The organism is Pseudomonas sp. B21-028, assembly GCF_024749045.1.
Taxonomy (GTDB): Bacteria; Pseudomonadota; Gammaproteobacteria; order Pseudomonadales; family Pseudomonadaceae; genus Aquipseudomonas.
This window is the reverse complement of the sequence record NZ_CP087184.1, coordinates 1,163,278-1,183,791: the sequence shown is the minus strand read 5'-3', so window position 1 is coordinate 1,183,791 and position 20,514 is coordinate 1,163,278. Positions and strand designations below refer to the sequence as shown.

General features: G+C 61.4%; 23 protein-coding genes. 1 reads left to right on the top strand and 22 read right to left on the bottom strand.

The features are described from left to right. Positions 1 to 52 precede the first annotated feature (52 nt). From LOY35_RS05250 to trmJ, 22 genes are all read right to left on the bottom strand, one after another. Positions 53 to 469: a hypothetical protein gene (locus tag LOY35_RS05250; RefSeq protein WP_258631203.1), complete on the bottom strand. Its 417-nt coding sequence runs from the start codon at positions 467 to 469 to the stop codon at positions 53 to 55. A 68-nt stretch (positions 470 to 537) separates the two neighbouring features. After that, positions 538 to 1,329: an amidohydrolase gene (locus LOY35_RS05245; protein ID WP_258631200.1), complete on the bottom strand. Its 792-nt coding sequence runs from the start codon at positions 1,327 to 1,329 to the stop codon at positions 538 to 540. After that, positions 1,317 to 2,465 (bottom strand): pyridoxal phosphate-dependent aminotransferase, encoded by a 1,149-nt coding sequence (locus tag LOY35_RS05240; protein ID WP_258631198.1) that lies wholly within the window; start codon positions 2,463 to 2,465, stop codon positions 1,317 to 1,319. Before LOY35_RS05240 ends, LOY35_RS05245 begins: the two co-directional genes overlap by 13 nt. 327 nt (positions 2,466 to 2,792) lie before the next feature. Further along, entirely contained in the window at positions 2,793 to 4,262 is a 1,470-nt protein-coding gene (der, locus tag LOY35_RS05235; protein ID WP_024777056.1) for a ribosome biogenesis GTPase Der, read from the bottom strand. Between the two features lie 201 nt (positions 4,263 to 4,463). Continuing rightward, positions 4,464 to 5,615, bottom strand: coding sequence for an outer membrane protein assembly factor BamB (gene bamB, locus LOY35_RS05230; RefSeq protein WP_258631196.1), 1,152 nt, complete (start codon positions 5,613 to 5,615; stop codon positions 4,464 to 4,466). Further along, entirely contained in the window at positions 5,608 to 6,249 is a 642-nt protein-coding gene (locus tag LOY35_RS05225; RefSeq protein ID WP_258631194.1) for a tetratricopeptide repeat protein, read from the bottom strand. The genes bamB and LOY35_RS05225 overlap by 8 nt, the downstream gene beginning before the upstream one ends. A 40-nt stretch (positions 6,250 to 6,289) precedes the next feature. Further along, on the bottom strand, positions 6,290 to 7,579 hold the full coding sequence (gene hisS / locus LOY35_RS05220) for a histidine--tRNA ligase (protein WP_258631193.1): 1,290 nt from the start codon (positions 7,577 to 7,579) through the stop codon (positions 6,290 to 6,292). Positions 7,580 to 7,604: 25 nt separating this feature from the next. Further along, complete coding sequence (gene ispG, locus LOY35_RS05215; protein ID WP_020795607.1) at positions 7,605 to 8,714, bottom strand: flavodoxin-dependent (E)-4-hydroxy-3-methylbut-2-enyl-diphosphate synthase; 1,110 nt, start codon at positions 8,712 to 8,714, stop codon at positions 7,605 to 7,607. A 3-nt stretch (positions 8,715 to 8,717) separates the two neighbouring features. Further along, positions 8,718 to 9,743 (bottom strand): RodZ family helix-turn-helix domain-containing protein, encoded by a 1,026-nt coding sequence (locus tag LOY35_RS05210; protein ID WP_258631190.1) that lies wholly within the window; start codon positions 9,741 to 9,743, stop codon positions 8,718 to 8,720. Beyond that, the gene (pilW, locus tag LOY35_RS05205) at positions 9,743 to 10,501 is read right to left on the bottom strand and encodes a type IV pilus biogenesis/stability protein PilW (protein WP_258631188.1); all 759 of its coding nucleotides are present in this window, start codon (positions 10,499 to 10,501) and stop codon (positions 9,743 to 9,745) included. Before pilW ends, LOY35_RS05210 begins: the two co-directional genes overlap by 1 nt. 12 nt (positions 10,502 to 10,513) lie before the next feature. Further along, positions 10,514 to 11,659, bottom strand: a complete 1,146-nt coding sequence (gene rlmN / locus LOY35_RS05200; RefSeq protein ID WP_258631186.1) for a 23S rRNA (adenine(2503)-C(2))-methyltransferase RlmN — start codon at positions 11,657 to 11,659, stop codon at positions 10,514 to 10,516. 27 nt (positions 11,660 to 11,686) lie between these two features. After that, entirely contained in the window at positions 11,687 to 12,112 is a 426-nt protein-coding gene (gene ndk, locus LOY35_RS05195) for a nucleoside-diphosphate kinase (protein ID WP_003185145.1), read from the bottom strand. Positions 12,113 to 12,205: 93 nt separating this feature from the next. Further along, positions 12,206 to 12,406, bottom strand: a complete 201-nt coding sequence (gene iscX / locus LOY35_RS05190) for a Fe-S cluster assembly protein IscX (RefSeq protein WP_258631184.1) — start codon at positions 12,404 to 12,406, stop codon at positions 12,206 to 12,208. Positions 12,407 to 12,420: 14 nt separating this feature from the next. Continuing rightward, a complete protein-coding gene (gene fdx / locus LOY35_RS05185) occupies positions 12,421 to 12,762 on the bottom strand; it encodes an ISC system 2Fe-2S type ferredoxin (RefSeq protein ID WP_214380818.1) in 342 nt (113 codons plus the stop codon). A gap of 3 nt (positions 12,763 to 12,765) precedes the next feature. Then, a complete protein-coding gene (gene hscA / locus LOY35_RS05180; protein WP_258631182.1) occupies positions 12,766 to 14,628 on the bottom strand; it encodes a Fe-S protein assembly chaperone HscA in 1,863 nt (620 codons plus the stop codon). Between the two features lie 50 nt (positions 14,629 to 14,678). Beyond that, complete coding sequence (gene hscB, locus LOY35_RS05175; RefSeq protein ID WP_047702171.1) at positions 14,679 to 15,200, bottom strand: co-chaperone HscB; 522 nt, start codon at positions 15,198 to 15,200, stop codon at positions 14,679 to 14,681. An 8-nt stretch (positions 15,201 to 15,208) separates the two neighbouring features. Beyond that, complete coding sequence (gene iscA, locus LOY35_RS05170) at positions 15,209 to 15,532, bottom strand: iron-sulfur cluster assembly protein IscA (RefSeq protein ID WP_024777046.1); 324 nt, start codon at positions 15,530 to 15,532, stop codon at positions 15,209 to 15,211. A 23-nt stretch (positions 15,533 to 15,555) separates the two neighbouring features. After that, positions 15,556 to 15,942: a Fe-S cluster assembly scaffold IscU gene (gene iscU / locus LOY35_RS05165; protein ID WP_003185157.1), complete on the bottom strand. Its 387-nt coding sequence runs from the start codon at positions 15,940 to 15,942 to the stop codon at positions 15,556 to 15,558. Positions 15,943 to 15,985: 43 nt separating this feature from the next. Next, the gene (locus LOY35_RS05160) at positions 15,986 to 17,200 is read right to left on the bottom strand and encodes an IscS subfamily cysteine desulfurase (protein ID WP_024777045.1); all 1,215 of its coding nucleotides are present in this window, start codon (positions 17,198 to 17,200) and stop codon (positions 15,986 to 15,988) included. Positions 17,201 to 17,250: 50 nt separating this feature from the next. Continuing rightward, positions 17,251 to 17,742 (bottom strand): Fe-S cluster assembly transcriptional regulator IscR, encoded by a 492-nt coding sequence (iscR, locus tag LOY35_RS05155; RefSeq protein WP_024777044.1) that lies wholly within the window; start codon positions 17,740 to 17,742, stop codon positions 17,251 to 17,253. A gap of 239 nt (positions 17,743 to 17,981) precedes the next feature. Then, positions 17,982 to 18,758: a serine O-acetyltransferase gene (gene cysE / locus LOY35_RS05150; protein WP_258631180.1), complete on the bottom strand. Its 777-nt coding sequence runs from the start codon at positions 18,756 to 18,758 to the stop codon at positions 17,982 to 17,984. Position 18,759: 1 nt separating this feature from the next. Next, positions 18,760 to 19,530 (bottom strand): tRNA (cytosine(32)/uridine(32)-2'-O)-methyltransferase TrmJ, encoded by a 771-nt coding sequence (trmJ, locus tag LOY35_RS05145; protein ID WP_258631177.1) that lies wholly within the window; start codon positions 19,528 to 19,530, stop codon positions 18,760 to 18,762. A gap of 144 nt (positions 19,531 to 19,674) precedes the next feature. Between trmJ and suhB the strand changes: the two genes are divergently transcribed. After that, positions 19,675 to 20,493, top strand: coding sequence for an inositol-phosphate phosphatase (gene suhB / locus LOY35_RS05140; protein WP_041023393.1), 819 nt, complete (start codon positions 19,675 to 19,677; stop codon positions 20,491 to 20,493). Positions 20,494 to 20,514: the final 21 nt, after the last annotated feature.

Here is a 20,514-nt window from a genome sequence, read left to right as displayed (position 1 = left end):
TCTTGTGGGAGCGAGCCTGCTCGCGATAGCGATCTGTCAGGCAACGACAATCTCAGGCATGGGTATCAACCGAAACGGTCATCGCCTGTAACAGCGCCGCCCGCAAGGTCTGCAAGGCCGCCTGGGTGCCCATGATCTGGGTCTGAATGGCCATGGCCTGTTGGGCCTTCTGCTCTTCGCTGGCCTGGCTCTTTTGCACGCGGGCCAGTTCGGCCTGCTGCTGGGCCAACAGCTTTTCGGCCTGCTCGATCTGCTTCTTCAGTTGCTCGATGATATCCACACCACCGCTGGCAGGCGCGCCGGCGATGTTGGCGCCGCTGACATCGACTTTCAGTGACTTTTCCTTCCCGTCGCCCGCATCAGTCGATGCCGCCGAAGCGGCCACCGTTTCTTCGGCCGCCCCGTCGATCCGGACCTTCGGGGCCGAGAGTGGGTAAGGATTTACGGTAATTGCGCTGATCGTGGTCATAGGGACTCCTCCTTGGCTGACCCGTTATCGGCACGCAACAACACTTCTTAAGAGCTGAATCGTTTCAATCAGATGAATTCGAAACGGTCGGCATCCAGGTTCGCCGGAAAGCGCTTGCGATAGGCCGCCAGGTCCGCCGCATTCAAACTCACCATGAACACACCATCGGCCTCCCCCGCGCTGAGCAAGGTCTCGCCCTGGAAGTCCAGCACCTGACTGTCGCCGGTGTAAGCGAAGCCCTTGCCGTCGGTACCGATGCGGTTCACCGCCGCCACGTAGCAAAGGTTCTCGATAGCGCGGGCCGGCAGCAGGCGGTTCCAGTGCTGGCGCCGGGCACCCGGCCAGTTGGCGGTGTACAGCAACAGGTCGGTGTCCTCGGCGTCGCGACTCCAGGCCGGGAACCGCAGGTCATAGCAAATCAGCGGACGGACCCGCCACCCCTTGAGCTCGAACAGCACTTGCCGCTCGCCCGGTGTGTAGTGATCGTGTTCGCCGGCCATGCGGAACAGATGGCGCTTGTCGTAGTGCAGCACCTCGCCGTCCGGTCGCACCCAGAGCAAGCGGTTGCGATGGCTGCCGTCAGCGGCCTGGACAATCAGACTGCCAGTGATCACCGCATCCAGCCTTGCCGCCTGGGTCCGCATCCATACGCTGGTGGGGCCGTGTTCCGGCTCCGCCAGGGTTTGCGACTCCATGGAAAACCCGGTGGTGAACATTTCCGGCAGGATGATCAGGTCAGCCCCCCGCGCCTGCTCCAGCAGGCTTTCGAAATGTTCCAGGTTGGCTTGGCGGTCATGCCACGCCAAGGTGGTCTGGATCAGGGCGATATTGAGGTTCGGCAGCGTACTCAGATCACGCATAGTTTTTCCGCTGCTTCGCGCAGCGTCTCCTCGCGTTTGGCGAAGCACAGGCGCACCAGGCGCTGGCCTTCGGGTGGGTCCTGGTAGAACACCGACACCGGAATCGTCGCCACGCCGTGCTCACGGGTCATCCAGACCGCCATGTCGACATCGTTCAGGTCCGGGCGGATGTGCGAATAATTCACCAACTGGAAATAGGTGCCGGTCACGCGCTTGAAGCTGAACCGCGACGGGGCCAGCAGATCGCAGAACAGGTCGCGCTTGGCCTGATAGAAATCCGGCAGCTCTTCCACATGCTCGGGATGCTCGGCCATGTAGTCGGCCAGGGCATATTGCAGCGGCGTCACGCCACAGAAGCTGACGTACTGATGCACCTTGCGCAGCTCCGCCGTCAGGGCCGGTGGCGCCACGACGTAGCCGGTTTTCCAGCCGGTGACGTGGTAGGTCTTGCCGAACGAGCTGACCACGAAGGCGCGGCGGTACAGCTCCTCGTGGGCAAGGACGCTGGCATGGGGCACACCGTCGAACACCAGGTGTTCATAGACTTCATCGCTGATCAGGTAGATATCGCGATCCCGGATCAACGCCGCCAATTGATCCAGCTCGGCTCGACTGATCAGGGCGCCGCTGGGGTTGTGGGGCGTGTTGAGAATGATCATCCGCGTGCGCGGGCTCAGGGCTTCGCCGAGCTTCTGGAAATCGATGGAAAAATCATCCAGGCCCAACTGGACGTGTACGCAACGCCCACCGGCCAGTTGGACCGAGGGTTCGTAGCTGTCATAGCAGGGGTCGAACACGATCACTTCATCGCCGCTTTGAACCACCGCCGCGATGGCGCAGAAAATCGCCTGGGTCGCACCGGGGGTCACGGTGACTTCCTGATCGACGTCGACATGGGCTCCATAACTGCGGGCGATCTTCGCCGCGATCTGCTGACGCAGGGCTGGCAGCCCCGTCATGGGCGAGTACTGGTTGTGACCTTGGGCAATATGCCGGCCAACCGCGTCGCGCAGGGCCTGCGGACCATCGAAATCGGGAAACCCCTGGGACAGGTTGAGCGCACCGGTCTGCGCGGCGAGCTGGGACATCTGGGTGAAAATGGTGATGCCGACATTCGGCAACTTGCTGGTGATCATCAGGGGTTCTCTGCGTCTGCACCCGGCTCTGGCGCGGCGCGGGAGAGGTCGAGGATAGCCCAATCGCCGGGCATGAAAAAGGGTGCCGCGGCGGACACCCTATCTCATTGAATGACATGACAGCCATCCCGACACTGAACCCTGTGGCGAGGGGATTTATCCCCGCTGGGTTGCGGAGCGACTCCAAAGCAGTGAATGAATCTACCTGACACACCGAGTTGTGAGTTTTAGGGCTGCTTCAGCAGCCCAGCGGGGATAAATCCCCTCGCCACAGGTTTTGTGTGCTGCCATTGTCGCTGTGGGCAAAGCCCTGCAGTGACCGGACACTCAGCGCTTGTCGCGGCGCTTCTTGTCGGCTTTCTTGTGGTGCGACATCAAGCGGCGCTTCTTGTTGACCTGGCGGTCGGTGAGCGTGTTCTTGTTGCCTTCGTACGGGTTCTCGCCGCCCTTGAACTCGATGCGGATCGGCGTGCCGACCAGCTTCAGGACACGGCGATAGGTGTTTTCCAGGTAACGGACGTACGACTTCGGCACCTTCTCGATCTGGTTGCCGTGGATCACGATGATCGGCGGGTTGGCGCCGCCCAGGTGAGCGTAACGCAGCTTGATCCGACGGTTGTTGACCATCGGTGGCGCGTGCTCGCCAACCGCGTCTTCCAGGATCTGGGTCAGGCGGTTGGTCGGCCAGCGGGTCACCGCCGACTTGAACGAGTTCTGCACCGACGCGTAGAGGTTCCCCACACCCGTACCGTGCAAGGCCGAGATGAAGTGGATATCGGCGAAGTCGACGAAGAACAGCCGACGCTGCAATTCGACCTTCACGTAATCACGCTCGCTCGGCGTCATGCCGTCCCACTTGTTGATCGCGATGACCAGCGCACGACCGGCTTCCAGGGCGAAGCCCAACAGGTTCAGGTCGTGATCGACCACGCCTTCGCGGGCATCCATCACGAAGATCACCACGTTGGCGTCCTTGATGGCCTGCAACGTCTTGACCACGGAGAACTTCTCGACTTCTTCGTGGATCTTGCCGCGCTTGCGCACACCGGCGGTGTCGATCAGCGTGTACTTCTCTTCGTTGCGCTCGAACGGGATGTAGATACTGTCGCGGGTGGTGCCGGGCTGGTCGTACACGATGACCCGGTCTTCGCCGAGCATGCGGTTGACCAGCGTCGACTTGCCCACGTTCGGACGGCCGATGATCGCGATCTTGATCCCGTCCTTTTCGCTCGGGCCCGGAATGCGCTTGGCTTCCTCGCCTTCGGCGACGATTTCTTCTTCGCCCTCTTCAGGCTCATCGTCATCTTTCGGGAAGTCAGCCAGGGCAACTTCCAGCAACTGGCTGATGCCGCGACCGTGGGCACCGGCAATCGGAATCGCCTGGCCCATGCCCAACGGCGCGAACTCGGCGCGGGCCATGTCCGGGTCGATGTTGTCGACCTTGTTGGCGACCACATGGGAGCGCTTGTTACGCTTGCGCAAATGCTCGGCGATCATCTGGTCGGCGGCGGTAAAACCGGCCTTGGCGTCTACCAGGAACAGCACCACATCCGCTTCTTCGATGGCGAGCAGCGATTGCTCGGCCATTTTTTCGTCCATGCCGTGTTCGTCGCCGGAGATGCCGCCGGTGTCGATCAGAATGTAGGTACGCCCTTGCCACTTGGCCTCACCGTATTGGCGATCACGGGTCAGACCGGACAAGTCGCCGACGATGGCGTCACGAGTCCTGGTCAGGCGATTGAACAAGGTGGACTTGCCGACGTTCGGTCGACCCACCAGGGCGATTACGGGAACCATGCGGCTCTCCACTTCGTTATTTCAGAAAATACAAAAGCCGCTGCGAGGCAGCGGCTGGTGCTCGGAGGCAGTCCTGTGAGAGCGGGCTTGCTCGCGAATGCGGTGTGTCAGTTAACAAATTCTCTTCTGATACACCGTATTCGCGAGCAAGCCCGCTCCCACAATGGACGGGCCGCTTGAGATCTAGCCCCAAGCATAGTCTTACTTGATGGTCAGGGCTTCCAGTTTGCCGCTGTTGCCATATACATAGATCATGTTGTCTGCCACCAGCGGACGGGCACGCAGGCCGTCGCTGTCGATGCGTTCGCGGCCGACGAAACGACCGTCCACCTGGCTCAGCAGGTGCAGGTAACCTTCCAGGTCACCGACTGCAACGTAGCTGGAGAACACTTCCGGGGCCGACAGTTGACGACGGGCCAGGGAATCGTTGCTCCACAGTGCGGTGGTGGAACGCTCGTCGACGCCTTCAACCGTGCCCGAGGACAGGCTGACATAGACGCTGCCGAAACCCTGGGCGACACCGGCGTAGCTGGACGCATCGCGCTGCCACAATGGACGACCGCTTTCCAGGTCCAGCGCCGCAACGCGCCCCTGGTAGCTGGCAACGTAGATCGTGCCGCCGGACAGCAGCAGGCCGCCGTCGATGTCGACCACGCGCTCCAGTTCCGAACGACCTTGTGGAACGGCAACACGTTGTTCCCACACCGGCACGCCGTTGGAGATGTCCAGGGCAACCACTTTACCGGTCGACAGCCCGGCCACCGCGAGGCGGTTGGTGACGATCGGTGCGCTGGTGCCACGCAGGGTCAGGACCGCCGGAGTGCTGTCGTACAACCAGCGCTGGTTGCCGGTTGCAGCATCCAGGCCGATCAGACGGTCATCCTGGGTCTGGACCACGACCACATCACCGTTGGAGGCAGGCGGCGCGAGCACTTCGCTGGACACGCGGGCGCGCCACTTCTCTTCACCGTTACTGGCATCCAGGGCGACGACCTCACCCTTGAGCGTGCCGATCATGACCAGCCCGTAGCCCACGCCGACGGCGCCGGACACCGGCAGCTCAAGATCTTTTTCCCATTTGACGTCGCCGTTCAGACGATCCATCGCCATCACCACGCCCGTGACGTCACCGGCATAGATGGTGTCGCCGTCGATGGCCGGCACCAGCATGTTGTAGGTTTCGCCCTGGCCGTCGCCGATGGAGCGGCTCCATTGCTTCTGCAACACGACTTCTTCTTTGAAGTCGGTCAGTTCAGCCGGCGGCAGTTCTTTCTTGCTGTTGCTGCTGCAACCCGCGGCCAGAATGGCCAGAGCCAGCAATGCTGCATGTTTCCAACGGATCACGTCACGCATCCCCTTTGGCCAGGTCGTCCAGCTTGATTTGCAGGCCACCGACTGCCGCTTCGTCCGACAGCGCAGCCTTGGCTTTTTGGTAGGCCGCATAGGCCTCATCAGCACGACCCAGCTGTACCAGCAAGTCGCCCTTGAGTTCTTCGCGGGTCGCCAGGAACGCCTTGTCGGCATCGCCGTCGAGCAGCTTCAGTGCATCTTCGGTCTTGTTCTGCGCCGCCAGCACCTGCGCCAGACGCTGACGCGCCACTTCGCCCAAGGTCGGGTTGGCGGGCTTGTCGACGATACCTTTGAGCTCGATGACCGCGTCGTCCAGCTTGCCGCTGTCCACGGCAACCTTGGCTACGAACAGGCGGCCGTACTGCGCGTAGGCGGTGCCGCCGTATTCGCTGTTGAGCTTGCCGGCCAGGTCCGCCACGCGGGCAGCGTCAGGCTTGCCGTCCGGGGTCAGGGTGGTTTCCAGCAATTGCTGATAGAGCATCGAGGCGCCTTGCGACTGGTTGCTCTGGTATTTCTGGAACGCCTGCCAGCCGAATACGATGACCAGCGCCAACAGGCCGCCAGTGACCAGCGGCTTGCCGTTACGACTCCACCAGTCCTTCAAATCCGCCAGCTGTTCATCTTCGGTACTCGACACCCCAATACTCCTTAATCGCTAAATCGGCTGTTTGACAGCTTCAACCCTGCACGACGCAGGTGGCCAGGTGTGCAGCAAGCGCATCCCAGGCAATGCTTTGTTGTTCGCCCTGGCCACGCAGGGGTTTGAAACCTACCACTTGTTGGGCCAGTTCGTCGTCACCCAGTATCAGTGCATACAGCGCACCGCTCTTGTCGGCCTTCTTGAACTGGCTCTTGAAGCTGCCACCACCGGCGTTGATCTGCAGGCGCAAGCCAGGCAACTGGTCGCGAACCCGTTCGCTCAGGGCCAGGGCCGCCAGTTCGGCCGCCTCACCGAAAGCACACAGGTAGACGTCAACCTGGCGGGAAAGCTCTTCCGGCACCTTGTCCAGGGCCTCGAGCATCAGCACCAGGCGTTCGATGCCCATGGCAAAGCCCACGCCTGGCGTCGGTTTGCCGCCCATCTGCTCCACCAGGCCGTCGTAGCGGCCGCCGGCACACACGGTGCCCTGGGCGCCAAGCTTGTCGGTGACCCACTCGAAGACGGTCCTGCTGTAGTAATCCAGGCCGCGGACCAACTTGGGGTTGATCACGTAAGGAATGCCCACGGCGTCCAGGCGCGCCTTCAACCCTTCGAAGTGCGCACGGGATTCGTCGTCGAGGTAGTCGGCCATTTTCGGCGCGTCAGCCAGGATCGCCTGGGTATCGGCATTCTTGGTGTCAAGCACGCGCAGCGGATTGGTCTTCAGACGGCGCTGGCTGTCTTCGTCGAGCTTGTCCAGGTGCGCGGAAAGAAACTCCACCAACGCTTCACGATAGCGGCCACGAGACTCGCTGGTGCCCAGGCTGTTGAGCTCAAGCTTGACCGCGTCACGAAGGCCCAGCTCGCCCCACAGGCGCCAGGTCATGACGATCAGCTCGGCATCGATGTCCGGACCGTCGAGGTTGAACACTTCCAGGCCGATCTGGTGGAACTGGCGATAGCGACCTTTCTGCGGCCGCTCGTGACGGAACATCGGGCCGACGTACCAGAGTTTCTGCACCTGGCCGCCGCCGGTGATGCCGTGTTCGAGCACCGCACGTACACAGGCCGCCGTGCCTTCGGGGCGCAGGGTCAGGGAATCGCCATTGCGGTCCTCGAAGGTGTACATCTCTTTTTCGACGATGTCGGTCACTTCGCCGATGGAGCGCTTGAACAGCTCGGTGAACTCGACGATTGGCATGCGGATCTGCCGATAACCGTAGTTATCCAGCAAACGTGCGACGGTGCCCTCGAAATAGCGCCACAGGGGCGTCTGTTCGGGCAGGATGTCGTTCATGCCACGGATGGCTTGCAGAGACTTGCTCACAATAAATCCTTAAAAATTCGTTTGCTCAGCCGCGTGCGATGACCGCTGCGTCGGCTTCGACCTTTTCGGCCGCTTTCTCGCGGATCAGCCGTTCCAGCTCATCCACGAGATTGTCATTCGTCAACTTCTGCGACGGCTTGCCGTCGATGTAAATCAGGTTCGGCGTACCGCCGGTGAGGCCGATATGGGCCTCCTTGGCTTCGCCCGGCCCGTTGACCACACAGCCGATCACCGCGACATCCAGCGGCACCAGCAGGTCTTCGAGTCGCCCTTCCAGCTCGTTCATGGTCTTGACCACATCGAAGTTCTGCCGCGAGCAGCTCGGGCAGGCGATGAAGTTGATGCCACGGGAACGCAAGTGCAGGGACTTGAGAATGTCGTAGCCGACTTTCACTTCCTCGACCGGATCAGCCGCCAACGAAATGCGGATGGTATCGCCAATTCCTTCGGCGAGCAGCATACCGAGGCCGACGGCGGATTTCACCGTGCCCGAACGCAACCCACCGGCTTCGGTGATGCCCAGGTGCAGCGGCTGGACGATTTCCTTGGCCAGCAGACGGTAGGCTTCGACGGCCATGAACACGTCGGAGGCCTTCACGCTGACCTTGAAGTCCTGGAAGTTCAGGCGCTCGAGGTGCTCGACATGACGCAGCGCCGACTCCACGAGAGCCGCCGGCGTAGGTTCGCCGTATTTCTTTTGCAGGTCTTTTTCCAGGGAGCCGGCGTTCACACCGATGCGGATCGGAATGCCACGGTCGCGGGCGGCATCCACCACGGCGCGCACGCGGTCTTCGCGGCCAATGTTGCCTGGGTTGATACGCAGGCAATCGACCCCCAGCTCGGCCACGCGCAGGGCAATGCGGTAGTCGAAGTGAATGTCGGCCACGAGCGGCACTTTGACCAACTGCTTGATCTTGCCGAACGCCTCGGCGGCGTCCATGTCCGGCACGGACACCCGCACGATGTCGACACCGGCGGCTTCCAGGCGATTGATCTGGGCAACGGTGGCGGCAACGTCGTTGGTGTCGCTGTTGGTCATGCTCTGCACAGCGATAGGCGCATCGCCGCCCACGGGCACGTTACCGACCCAGATCTTGCGGGATTCGCGACGTTTGATTGGAGATTCGCCGTGCATGACTTATTGACCCAACTTCAGGCGAGCAGTCTCGCCACTGGTAAACGGAGCGACGTCGACGGGCTGGCCGTTGTAGCTGACTTGCGCGCCACGGGCATAGCCCAGGCGTACGGCAAACGGCGGTTTACCGTTGATGGACGTGGTATCGCCCTTGCGTTTGAGGCCGCTGAACAGCACCTTGCCGTTGCCGTCGGTAACCTGGGTCCAGCAATCGGCGATGAATTGAATCTGCACCTGGCCTTCACCTGCGGCCGGCGCCGCAGGGGCAGCTGGCGCCGCAGCCGGAACTGACGGAGCAGGAGCAGGAGCAGGAGCAGGAGCCGCCACGGTCGGCGCAGGTGTGCTCGGGGCAACCGGTGCGCTGGTGGCTGGCGCAGGCGTGTTGGGCACGGCGGGGGCAACAGCCGGGGCGGCAGGCGTACCCGGCTCGGCACCGGCTTCGGCGTCAGCACCCTCCTGGCCCTGCGGTAACGCCAGGCTGGTTTCCCCTTGTGTCTGGCCTTCAAGCACAGCCTGGTCTTCCGGCTCGTCCAGCGGATGGATCCGCGTGGTGCCGTCGGCACCCTCCACTTCTACGTGCTCCGGCGCCATGGAGACCGACTCCTTGCTGCGCAGCGAAGCTTGATCCTGCCACCAGACGAAACCGCCCCCAATCACCGCGATCAGCAGCAACAGGCTGACGATTCGCAAAATGGTGTGGGAAACACGCACCGGTTCCTCGATGCGACCCAGACTGTGCACATTGCTGCCCTGAGCGTCGGAACCGGTGTATTGATCGAATTGCTGGACCAGAACGGTCTGGTCCATGTCGAGTAATTTGGCGTAGGCGCGGATGTAGCCCCGGGCGAAGGTGTGCCCGGGCAATTTGTCGAACGCGCCCGCTTCCAGGTTGCTCAGGGAAACCACGGTGAGATTGAGCTTGAGGGCCACTTGGGCCAGCGACCAGCCATTGCTTTCGCGGGCTTGACGCAGGGTCTCACCAGGGTTAACGCGAGTCGCTGCTACCACTTCAGGATGCGCCGCTTTCATCATTGCTCCGACAGGTATTGCTGATATTCCGGCGTACCGGGATAGAGTCTTTTTAGTTGCAGGCCATAGCTTGCGGCCTTGTCACGATCTTCGAATACATGTGCCAGCCGAACACCGAGCAATAGACTACGTGCATTTTGCTCGCTCAGCAGGCTAAAACGTTCGTAATAGTCCCGTGCGGGCACATATTGCCTGTCTTCGTAGGACAACTCAGCCATTTCCAGCAAGGCTCGCGGTTGCTGGCGGTTGAGCCGCAACGCCTTTTCCAGTTGCTGGCGGGTCAGATCACGCTGGCCGAGTTTTGCGGCGGTCATGCCAAGGTTCTCGAAAACCCGCGAACGCTCAGGGTAAAGGGTATCGGCGGCGGCCTGTTCGAAGCGTTCGTAGGCCTCCTTGTAACGCTGTTGCTCGTAGAGGAAGCTGCCGTAGTTGTTCAGGATCCGTGCATCCTGCGGCCGGCTGGACAGCGCCTTGCGAAAATGCTCGTCGGCCAGCTCCGGCTCCAGCTCGGCCTGGAACACCAGGGCCAGAGCCGCGTTGGCATCGGCGTCGGAGCTGTCCAGTTCCAGGGCCTTCTTGAGCGGCACCTTGGCCCGCTCGGTCATGCCCTGCTGCAAGTAGCCGATGCCCAGTTGCACATAGGCCACACGCGCTTCATCACGCCCCTTGCTGGTTTTCATCGGGTTGTAGTCGCCCGACAGAACACAACCGGCGCACAGACCGGTGAACAGCAACAGCAGCGCGAAGCGCAGGGACATAGAGTTCCTCTCTTAGTGACCGTTCGCAGCGTTCTGCACATCGTCGGTGGCGTTCAACTCGCGCACGGCAATGTAGCGTTCGCTGCGACGGGTGCGATCCAGCACCTGCCCGACCAATTGACCGCACGCCGCATCGATGTCTTCGCCGCGGGTGGTGCGCACGGTGACGTTGAAGCCCGCGTGATGAAGCTGATCCTGGAAGCGACGGATCGCGTTGTTGCTCGGACGCTCGTAACCGGAATGCGGGAACGGGTTGAACGGGATCAGGTTGATCTTGCACGGGATGTTCTTGAGCAGCTCGATCATCTCGACCGCATGTTCGACCTTGTCGTTCACATCCTTGAGCAGGGTGTATTCGATGGTCAGCACGCGCTTTTCGCCCAGAGCCGACATGTAGCGCTGGCACGAGTCCAGCAGCATCTTAAGCGGATACTTCTTGTTGATCGGCACCAATTGGTTACGCAATGCGTCATTAGGTGCGTGCAGCGACAATGCCAGGGAGACGTCGATGTGCTTGGCCAGCTCATCGATCATCGGCACCACGCCGGACGTGGATAGGGTCACGCGGCGCTTGGAGATGCCGTAACCCAGGTCATCCATCATCAGGTGCATGGCGGACACGACGTTGTCGAAGTTCAGCAGCGGCTCGCCCATGCCCATCATCACCACATTGGTGATGGCACGGTCGACGGTCGCCGGGACGCTGCCAAAGGATTTGTTGGCAATCCACACCTGGCCGATCACTTCGGCGGCGGTGAGGTTGCTATTGAAGCCTTGCTTGCCGGTGGAGCAGAAACTGCAATCCAGGGCACAGCCTGCCTGGGACGAAACGCACAAGGTGCCGCGCTTGCCCTGGGGAATGTAGACGGTCTCGACGCAGCTGCCGGACGCCACGCGCACCACCCACTTGCGGGTGCCGTCGCTGGAAATGTCCTGGCTGACCACTTCGGGGCCGCGAATCTCGGCAACGGCCTTGAGTTTTTCACGCAAGGCCTTGCCGACATTCGTCATGGCGTCGAAATCGTCGACGCCAAAGTGGTGAATCCATTTCATTACCTGACCGGCACGGAAACGCTTCTCCCCGATTGAGTCGAAGAATTTCTCCATTTCCGGCTGGGTCAAGCCCAACAGGTTAATCTTGCCGATCGATGCAGTCATGGTCTCACCCTCACTCACAAGCTTTACTTAGCGAGCGGTTACTTCAGTAGCGGCGAAAAAGTAAGCGATTTCGCGAGCAGCAGCGGCTTCGGAGTCCGAACCGTGGACGGCGTTGGCGTCGATGGACTCGGCGAAGTCGGCGCGGATGGTACCGGCAGCAGCTTCTTTAGGGTTGGTAGCGCCCATCAGCTCACGGTTGCGAGCGATGGCGTTTTCGCCTTCCAGCACCTGAACGACAACCGGACCAGAAGTCATGAACGCAACCAGCTCACCGAAGAAACCGCGCTCGCTGTGCTCAGCGTAGAAGCCTTCGGCTTCGGCCTTGGACAGTTGCTTCATTTTCGAAGCAACGACGCGCAGGCCGGCGTCTTCGAAGCGGGTCACGATCTTGCCGATTACGTTTTTAGCAACGGCGTCAGGCTTGATGATGGAGAAAGTACGTTGAACAGCCATGGGTGTAACTCCAGAAACGGTAATGTGCGAAAAATTAAACCCGCGAATTATACGCGGGTTATCGGGTATTGCCTAACTGCGTACAGCGCAGACTCAATCTGCTTCTTCGATCCAGGCGGCTTGAATGGCTTCAAGCACTTTCTCGCCACCTCGAGCCGGATCGTCGCTGAATTCCGGCAATGCCAGCACCCACTGGTGCAGATCGACGAAGTTCACGTATCGAGGGTCTACATCAGGCTTGGCCTCGGTCAGCTGGATTGCGATTTCCAGCACATCACCCCATTTAAGACTCATGTTGGCTTCCAGGATCAGTGCGGCGCTTCAGCCGCATGGTTAAGCGAATATTTCGGGATCTCGACGGTCAGGTCTTCCGTACCGACAATGGCCTGACAACCCAGGCGCGATTGCGCTTCCAGGCCCCAGGCCCGGTCGAGGAAATCTTCTTCCAGCTCGTCCGCCTCTTCCAGCGAATCGAAGCCCTCACGAATGATGCAATGGCAGGTGGTGCAGGCGCAGACGCCGCCACAGGCACTTTCCATCTCGATATGGTGCTCATGAGCCAGCTCAAGGATAGACGTCCCAGGCTCAGCCTCCACTACCATGCCCTCGGGACAGAACTTCTCGTGGGGTAGAAAAATCACCTGCGGCATCTATTACTCCTCGATCTCATTCAGGTTACGCCCCGCCAGGGCGGCTTTGACCGTCGAATCCAGGCGGCGGGCGGCAAAGGCATCGGTGACGTGCGACAGACGCTTGGTCTGCTGCTCGATGGCATAGCCATCGGTGCCCTTGATCAATTCGGACAATTCCTGCATCTGCAACTCGATGACCATGCGCTCTTCGGCGTCCAGTAGACGCTCGCCATCGGCTTCGAGGGCGCCCTGCACGGCTTCGATCAGGCGCTGGGCGTCGACTTGCTGTTCGCGTAGAACGCGGGCCACCTTGTCGTCGCCGGCGTATTGGAACGAGTCCTTGAGCATCCGGGCGATTTCGCCGTCGGTCAGGCCGTAGGACGGCTTGACCTGGATGCTGGCCTCGACGCCCGAACCCAGCTCGCGGGCAGAGACATTGAGCAAGCCGTCGGCGTCGACCTGAAAGGTCACGCGGATCTTCGCCGCACCGGCAACCATGGCCGGGATGCCACGCAATTCGAAGCGCGCCAGGGACCGGCAGTCGCTGATGAGTTCACGCTCGCCTTGCAGCACGTGGATCATCATGGCCGACTGGCCGTCTTTATAGGTGGTGAAATCCTGGGCGCGGGCCACGGGGATGGTGGTGTTGCGCGGAATCACCTTCTCCATCAGGCCGCCCATGGTTTCCAGGCCCAGGGACAGCGGGATCACGTCGAGCAACAGCAGTTCGCCGCCGTCGCGCTTGTTGCCGGCCAGGGTATCGGCCTGGATCGCGGCACCGATGGCAACCACCTGGTCCGGGTCGATTTCGGTCAACGGTTGACGGCCAAAGGCCTCGGCAACGGCTTCGCGAACCCGAGGCACACGAGTCGAACCGCCGACCATGACCACGGCCTTGACGTCTTCGAGCTCGACGCCGGAATCGCGCACGGCGCGGCGGCAGGCCTTGAGGCTGCGGGCAACCATGGGGTCGATCAGCGTATTGAAGGCTTCGCGGCTCAAGGAGGCTTTCCAGTCGCCGTAGGCGACCTCGACACTCTCGGCGTCGGTCAGGGCTTCCTTGGCGGCGCAGGCGGTTTGCAGCAGGTGACGTTGCGCACCCGGATCGAGGTCGGCTGACAAGCCCGCCTGCTCGATGATCCAGCCGGCGATGGCGTGGTCGAAGTCATCTCCGCCCAGGGCGCTGTCGCCGCCGGTGGCCAGGACTTCGAAAACACCGCCGGTCAGGCGCAGAATTGATATATCAAAGGTACCGCCGCCCAGGTCGTAGATGGCAACCAGGCCTTCGGCGTGCTGGTCCAGGCCATACGCCACCGCAGCCGCGGTCGGCTCATTGAGCAGACGCAGCACGTTCAGGCCGGCCAGTCTGGCCGCGTCCTTGGTGGCTTGGCGCTGGGCGTCGTCGAAATAGGCCGGGACGGTGATGACCGCACCCACCAGTTCACCGCCCAACGCCGCTTCGGCGCGTTGACGCAGGACCTTGAGGATATCGGCCGACACTTCCACCGGGCTTTTCGGGCCCTGCACGGTTTCGATGAACGGCATGTGGGACTCGCCGCCAACGAAGCGATACGGCAGTTGATCGCCCAATTGCTTGACGTCGGACAGGCCACGCCCCATCAGGCGCTTGACCGACACGATGGTGTTCAGTGGATCGGTCGCGGCGGCCAGCTTGGCCGACTCGCCCACTTCGACGCGGTCGGCGTGGTAGCGCACGGCAGACGGCAGGATCACCCGACCCTGTTCATCAGCCAGAGGCTCGGAAAGACCGCTGCGCAACGCAGCGACCAGGGAATTGGTGGTACCCAAGTCGATCCCCACAGCCAGGCGGCGCTGGTGCGGTTGAGGACTTTGGCCGGGTTCGGCGATCTGCAGTAGGGCCATCGTAATCAGGACTTATCTGTAATCAGGCGTGCGACCGGAGCGGCACTGGGTTAATCGTCGAGGCGCTCTTCTAGCTGGCGCACTTCGTAGGTGAGCTTGTCGAGGAACTGCATGCGCCGCATCAGGCGTTCGGCCTGTTCGCGTTGCGCGGCATCGTTCCAGCAGGCTGCGAAGCTTTCGTTCAGGGTTTGCTGGGCGTCCTTCAAGCGACGCTTGAACGCGGCGACACCCGCCAGGTCGGCACTGTCCTGCAAGTCTTCGAGCTCTTCGCGCCACTGCATCTGCTGAAGAAGAAACTCGGGATCGTGCACTGTGACTTCCAGGGGCAGCTCATGACCGCTGATGGCAAGCAAGTAGCGCGCGCGCTTGGCCGGGCTCTTGAGCGTCTGGTAGGCCTCGTTGAGGTTCGCGGACTGCTCGAGCGCCCGCCGCTGCTCGGCCTCGGAGGCGTCCGCGAAGCGGTCCGGATGGACGCCCCGGGCCAGCTCGAGGTAACGCGCCGACAGCTCATCGAGATCCAGGCTGAAACCCGGCTGCATCTGAAACAAAGCAAAATGACAAGGAGTACCCACGAGCCGCCTCAGATGTTGAAGCTTTCGCCGCAGCCACATTCACCGCGCACGTTGGGGTTGTTGAACTTGAAGCCTTCGTTCAACCCTTCCTTGACGAAATCCAGCTCAGTGCCGTCCAGGTACGTCAGGCTCTTCGGGTCGATGATCACTTTCTGACCATGACTTTCGAACACCTGATCGTCTTCGCCGACTTCATCGACGAACTCCAGTACATAGGCAAGGCCGGAACAACCCGTGGTGCGAACACCCAGGCGGATGCCCTCGCCCTTGCCGCGCCCCGCGAGGGAGCGCTGTATGTGCCTGGCGGCTGCTTCTGTCATCTGGATAGCCATGAAAACTCCTTACCTGTCGCGGTTCAGATCAAGCCTTTCTTCTGCTTGTAGTCGCGAACGGCAGCCTTGATGGCGTCTTCAGCGAGTACCGAGCAGTGGATTTTCACTGGCGGCAGGGCCAGTTCTTCGGCCAGCTGGGTGTTCTTGATGGTTTCGGCTTCATCGAGGGTCTTGCCCTTCATCCACTCGGTGGCCAGGGAGCTGGACGCAATGGCCGAGCCGCAGCCGTAGGTCTTGAACTTGGCATCTTCGATGATGCCTTGCTCGTTGACCTTGATCTGCAGGCGCATTACGTCGCCGCATGCCGGGGCGCCGACCATGCCGGTGCCGACATCAGGATCCTGCGCGTCCATCTTGCCGACGTTGCGCGGGTTCTCGTAGTGGTCGATGACCTTTTCGCTATATGCCATTTGCTTCAATCCTCATCAGTGGAGCCGCTCTGGTGGCGACTTCTCAGTGCGCCGCCCATTCGATTTTCGAGATGTCGACGCCGTCTTTGTACATGTCCCACAGCGGCGATAGAGCGCGCAGCTTGGTGACGGCCTCGCAGACTTTCTGCGCGGCGTAATCGATTTCTTCTTCGGTGGTGAAGCGGCCGAAGGTGAAGCGGATCGAGCTGTGGGCCAGTTCGTCGTTGCGGCCCAGGGCGCGCAGTACATACGAAGGCTCGAGGGACGCCGAGGTGCACGCCGAACCGGAGGACACGGCCAGATCCTTGAGCGCCATGATCAGCGACTCGCCTTCAACGTAGTTGAAGCTCAGGTTCAGGTTGTGCGGTACGCGGGCGGTCATGCTGCCGTTGACGTAGAGCTCTTCCAGGTGCTCGACCTGTTTGAAGAAGCGGTCGCTTAGGGCCTTGATGCGTACGTTCTCGGCGGCCATGTCTTCCTTGGCCACGCGGAAGGCTTCACCCATGCCGACGATCTGGTGGGTCGCCAGGGTGCCGGAACGCATGCCACGCTCGTGACCGCCGCCGTGCATGGTCGCTTCGAGGCGAACACGCGGCTTGCGGCTCACGTACAGCGCGCCGATGCCTTTAGGGCCGTAGGTCTTGTGGGCGGAGAACGACATCAGGTCGACTTTGAGCTTCGACAGGTCGATGTCGACCTTGCCGGTGGACTGCGCCGCGTCGACATGGAACAGGACGCCGCGGGAACGGGTCAGTTCGCCGATGGCCTCGATGTCGTTGACGGTGCCGATTTCGTTGTTCACGTGCATGATCGAAACCAGGATGGTGTCGTCGCGCAGCGCGGCTTCGACCATGGCCGGGGTGATCAGGCCGTCTTCGCCAGGCTCGATGTAGGTGACCTCGAAACCTTCACGCTCCAGTTGGCGCGTGGTATCCAGGACCGCCTTGTGCTCGATCTTGGAGGTGATCAGGTGCTTGCCCTTGGTGTGATAGAAGTGCGCGACACCCTTGATTGCCAGGTTGTCGGACTCGGTGGCACCGGAGGTCCAGACGATTTCACGCGGGTCGGCGTTGACCAGGTCAGCGACCTGGCGACGGGCGTTCTCGACCGATTCCTCGGCCTTCCAGCCGAACACGTGGGAGCGGGAGGCCGGGTTACCGAAGTTTCCGTCGACCAGCAGGCATTCACTCATTTTCTGCGCGACACGTGGGTCAACCGGGGTGGTCGCAGAGTAATCAAGGTAAATCGGCAATTTCATGGACTCTCTCCTAAATCAGGCTGGCTGGCGTTCCGCGTGCTCTGCGGCAGTCATTCGACAGCGGACGCTTCAATCTTGTCCAGGTGCGGCGCCTTGCCATTGCAACGGCGCTGGTCCTGACGCTGGGCTACTTCTTGCACCTCACGGCGGGTAACAAGGTCAGCCAAGCTGATACCGCTCAGAAACTCGTGGATCTGCAGGCTCAAGTCGCACCACAGATGATGGGTCAGGCAAGTATCACCGCCATGGCAGTCGCCCAACCCCTGACATTTGGTCGCATCGACCGATTCGTTCACCGCATCGATCACCTGGGCGACCTGGATGCCTTGCATGTCGCGCGACAGCTGATAGCCGCCACCGGGACCACGCACACTGGACACCAGGTTGCTGCGACGCAGCTTGGCGAACAGTTGTTCAAGGTAAGACAGGGAAATGCCCTGACGCTCGGAGATATCGGCCAGGGACACCGGCCCGTGCTGCGCATGCAATGCCAAATCCAGCATCGCGGTCACGGCGTATCGGCCTTTTGTAGTCAGTCGCATGGACAATTACCACGGAGTTCGGAATGGGGCGAGTATGCAATTCCCGAGTAATTAAGTCAACTATAAGACCTAGTGGAACACTCGGGTTTACCCGCGAAAGAGCGCGCGCATGATAGCAAAGGGTGATTGCCGGGGACCAGCGATACCGCGTTATCGTTTATCGCGGGCAAGCCTTGCTCTCACAGACCCAGTGGAGACCTCTGTGGGAGCAAGGCTTGCCCGCGATGCAGACGCCTCGGTCAGCCGACCTGGCTCTGATCCTTATCCTTCACGCACGCGAAATCTTCCTCGCGCAGCTCAGGCAGGTCCTTGGCACAATAATTACTGCCCAGGTCCTTCAGGGCGCCGCACATCCCTTCCAGGCGTCCGTCGACGGCCTGCAGGTGATCGAGCAACTGGTTGATGGCGCGGGCGACCGGGTCGGGCATGTCTTCGCCGACACCGTAGGCATCGAAGCCGATCTTCTCGGCCATGGCCTTGCGCCGGGCGTCCTGCTCGTCATCGGACTTGATGATGATCCGCCCCGGGATGCCCACCACGGTCGCGCCGGGCGGCACGGCCTTGGTGACCACGGCATTGGAGCCGACCTTCGCCCCTGCCCCGACGGTGAACGGGCCGAGCACCTTGGCGCCCGCGCCGACCACCACGCCATCGCCCAGGGTCGGGTGGCGCTTGCCTTTGTTCCAGCTGGTACCGCCGAGTGTCACGCCCTGGTACAGGGTCACGTCATCGCCGATCTCGGCGGTTTCGCCAATGACGATGCCCATGCCGTGGTCGATGAAGAACCGGCGCCCGACCTTGGCCCCCGGATGGATCTCGATCCCGGTCAGCCAGCGGCCAAAGTTGGAAACCAGCCGCGCCAGCCACTTCCAGCCCAGGTTCCACAAAGCGCCGGACAGGCGATGGAGCCAGATCGCGTGCATCCCCGGATAGCAGGTCAGCACTTCAAAGGCGTTGCGCGCCGCTGGGTCACGATGGAAAACGCTTTGGATATCTTCACGCAAACGATCGAACATTTTAATCCTTCCGCTTAATCAGCTCGCCACGGGCCGCTTTCTGGGTTTCCGTGAGGATGCCGCGCAATATATTCATCTCCGCCCGGCTGACCGAGCTTCGTCCGTACAACCGACGCAGGCGCGCCATCAAGTGCCGAGGCTTGTCCGGGTCGAGGAACTCGATGTCCACCAGGGTTTGCTCCAGGTGTTCATAGAATCGCTCCAGTTCGTCCATGGTCGCCAGTGTCTCACTGCGCGGCGACGTCGCCTCAAATTTTTCCACCTTGCTGGGCTTGCCTTCGGCTGCCAGCCAGGCCATGCGCACTTCATAGCTCAACACCTGCACCGCCGCCCCGAGGTTCAGGGAACTGAACCCGGGGTCGGAAGGGATATGCACGTGAAAGTGACATCGCTGTAGCTCGTCGTTGGTCAGGCCGGAGTCTTCACGGCCGAACACCAGTGCGATCTCGATACCCTGCGCGGCTTCCTCGACCACTTTCGTTCCGCATTCGCGGGGGTCGAGCAACGGCCATGGAATGCGACGGTCGCGGGCACTGGTACCGAGTACCAGATTGCAGCCCACCAGGGCGTCTTCCAGGGTGGCGACGACTTGCGCGCCGGCCAGGATATCACCGGCGCCGGAGGCCCGGGCGTCGGCTTCGTGATGGGGGAACAGGCGAGGCTCGACCAGCACCAGCCGCGACAGGCCCATGTTCTTCATGGCCCGCGCAGCTCCGCCGATATTGCCCGGATGGCTGGTATTGACCAGGACGACACGAATGTTCTGCAACAAGGGAGGCGCTCTCGAACACGACAAAGGGAGCAAATCTTACCTAAGCACCTACCGTTAAGCTATGAAAGCGAACACCAACCTTCTCCTCGGAAAAGTTTCTGATAGAATGCGCGGCTTTCTTTAACAACCTTAGGTGACACATCCATGCAGCCCATGCTGAATATCGCGCTGCGCGCCGCCCGCAGCGCCAGTGAACTGATCTTCCGCTCCATCGAGCGCCTGGATACCATCAAGGTCGATGAAAAAGACGCCAAGGACTACGTGTCCGAGGTTGATCGTGCCGCCGAACAGAAAATCGTCGATGCCCTGCGCAAGGCTTACCCGAACCACTCGATCATGGGTGAAGAGACCGGTATGCACGCCGGTACCGGCATCGAGGGTGAAGAATACCTGTGGATCATCGATCCGCTGGACGGCACCACCAACTTCCTGCGCGGCATTCCTCACTTCGCCGTCAGCATCGCCTGCAAATACCGTGGCCGCCTGGAACACGCCGTCGTGCTGGATCCGGTTCGCCAGGAAGAATTCACCGCCAGCCGTGGCCGTGGTGCCCAACTGAACGGTCGTCGTCTGCGCGTCAGTGGCCGCACCAGCCTGGACGGCGCCCTGCTGGGTACCGGCTTCCCGTTCCGCGATGACCAGATGGACAACCTGGACAACTACCTGGGCATGTTCCGCGCCCTGGTCGGCCAGACCGCCGGCATCCGCCGCGCCGGCGCCGCGAGCCTGGACCTGGCTTATGTGGCGGCCGGTCGTTTCGATGCTTTCTGGGAGTCGGGCCTGTCCGAGTGGGACATGGCAGCGGGCGCCCTGCTGATCCAGGAAGCAGGTGGTTTGGTGAGCGACTTTACCGGCGGCCACGACTTCCTTGAAAAAGGTCACATCGTTGCCGGCAATACCAAGTGCTTCAAGGCTGTTTTGACTGCCATCCAGCCACACCTGCCACATTCGCTGAAGCGCTAAGCGCACCGGCTATAGAAAAGC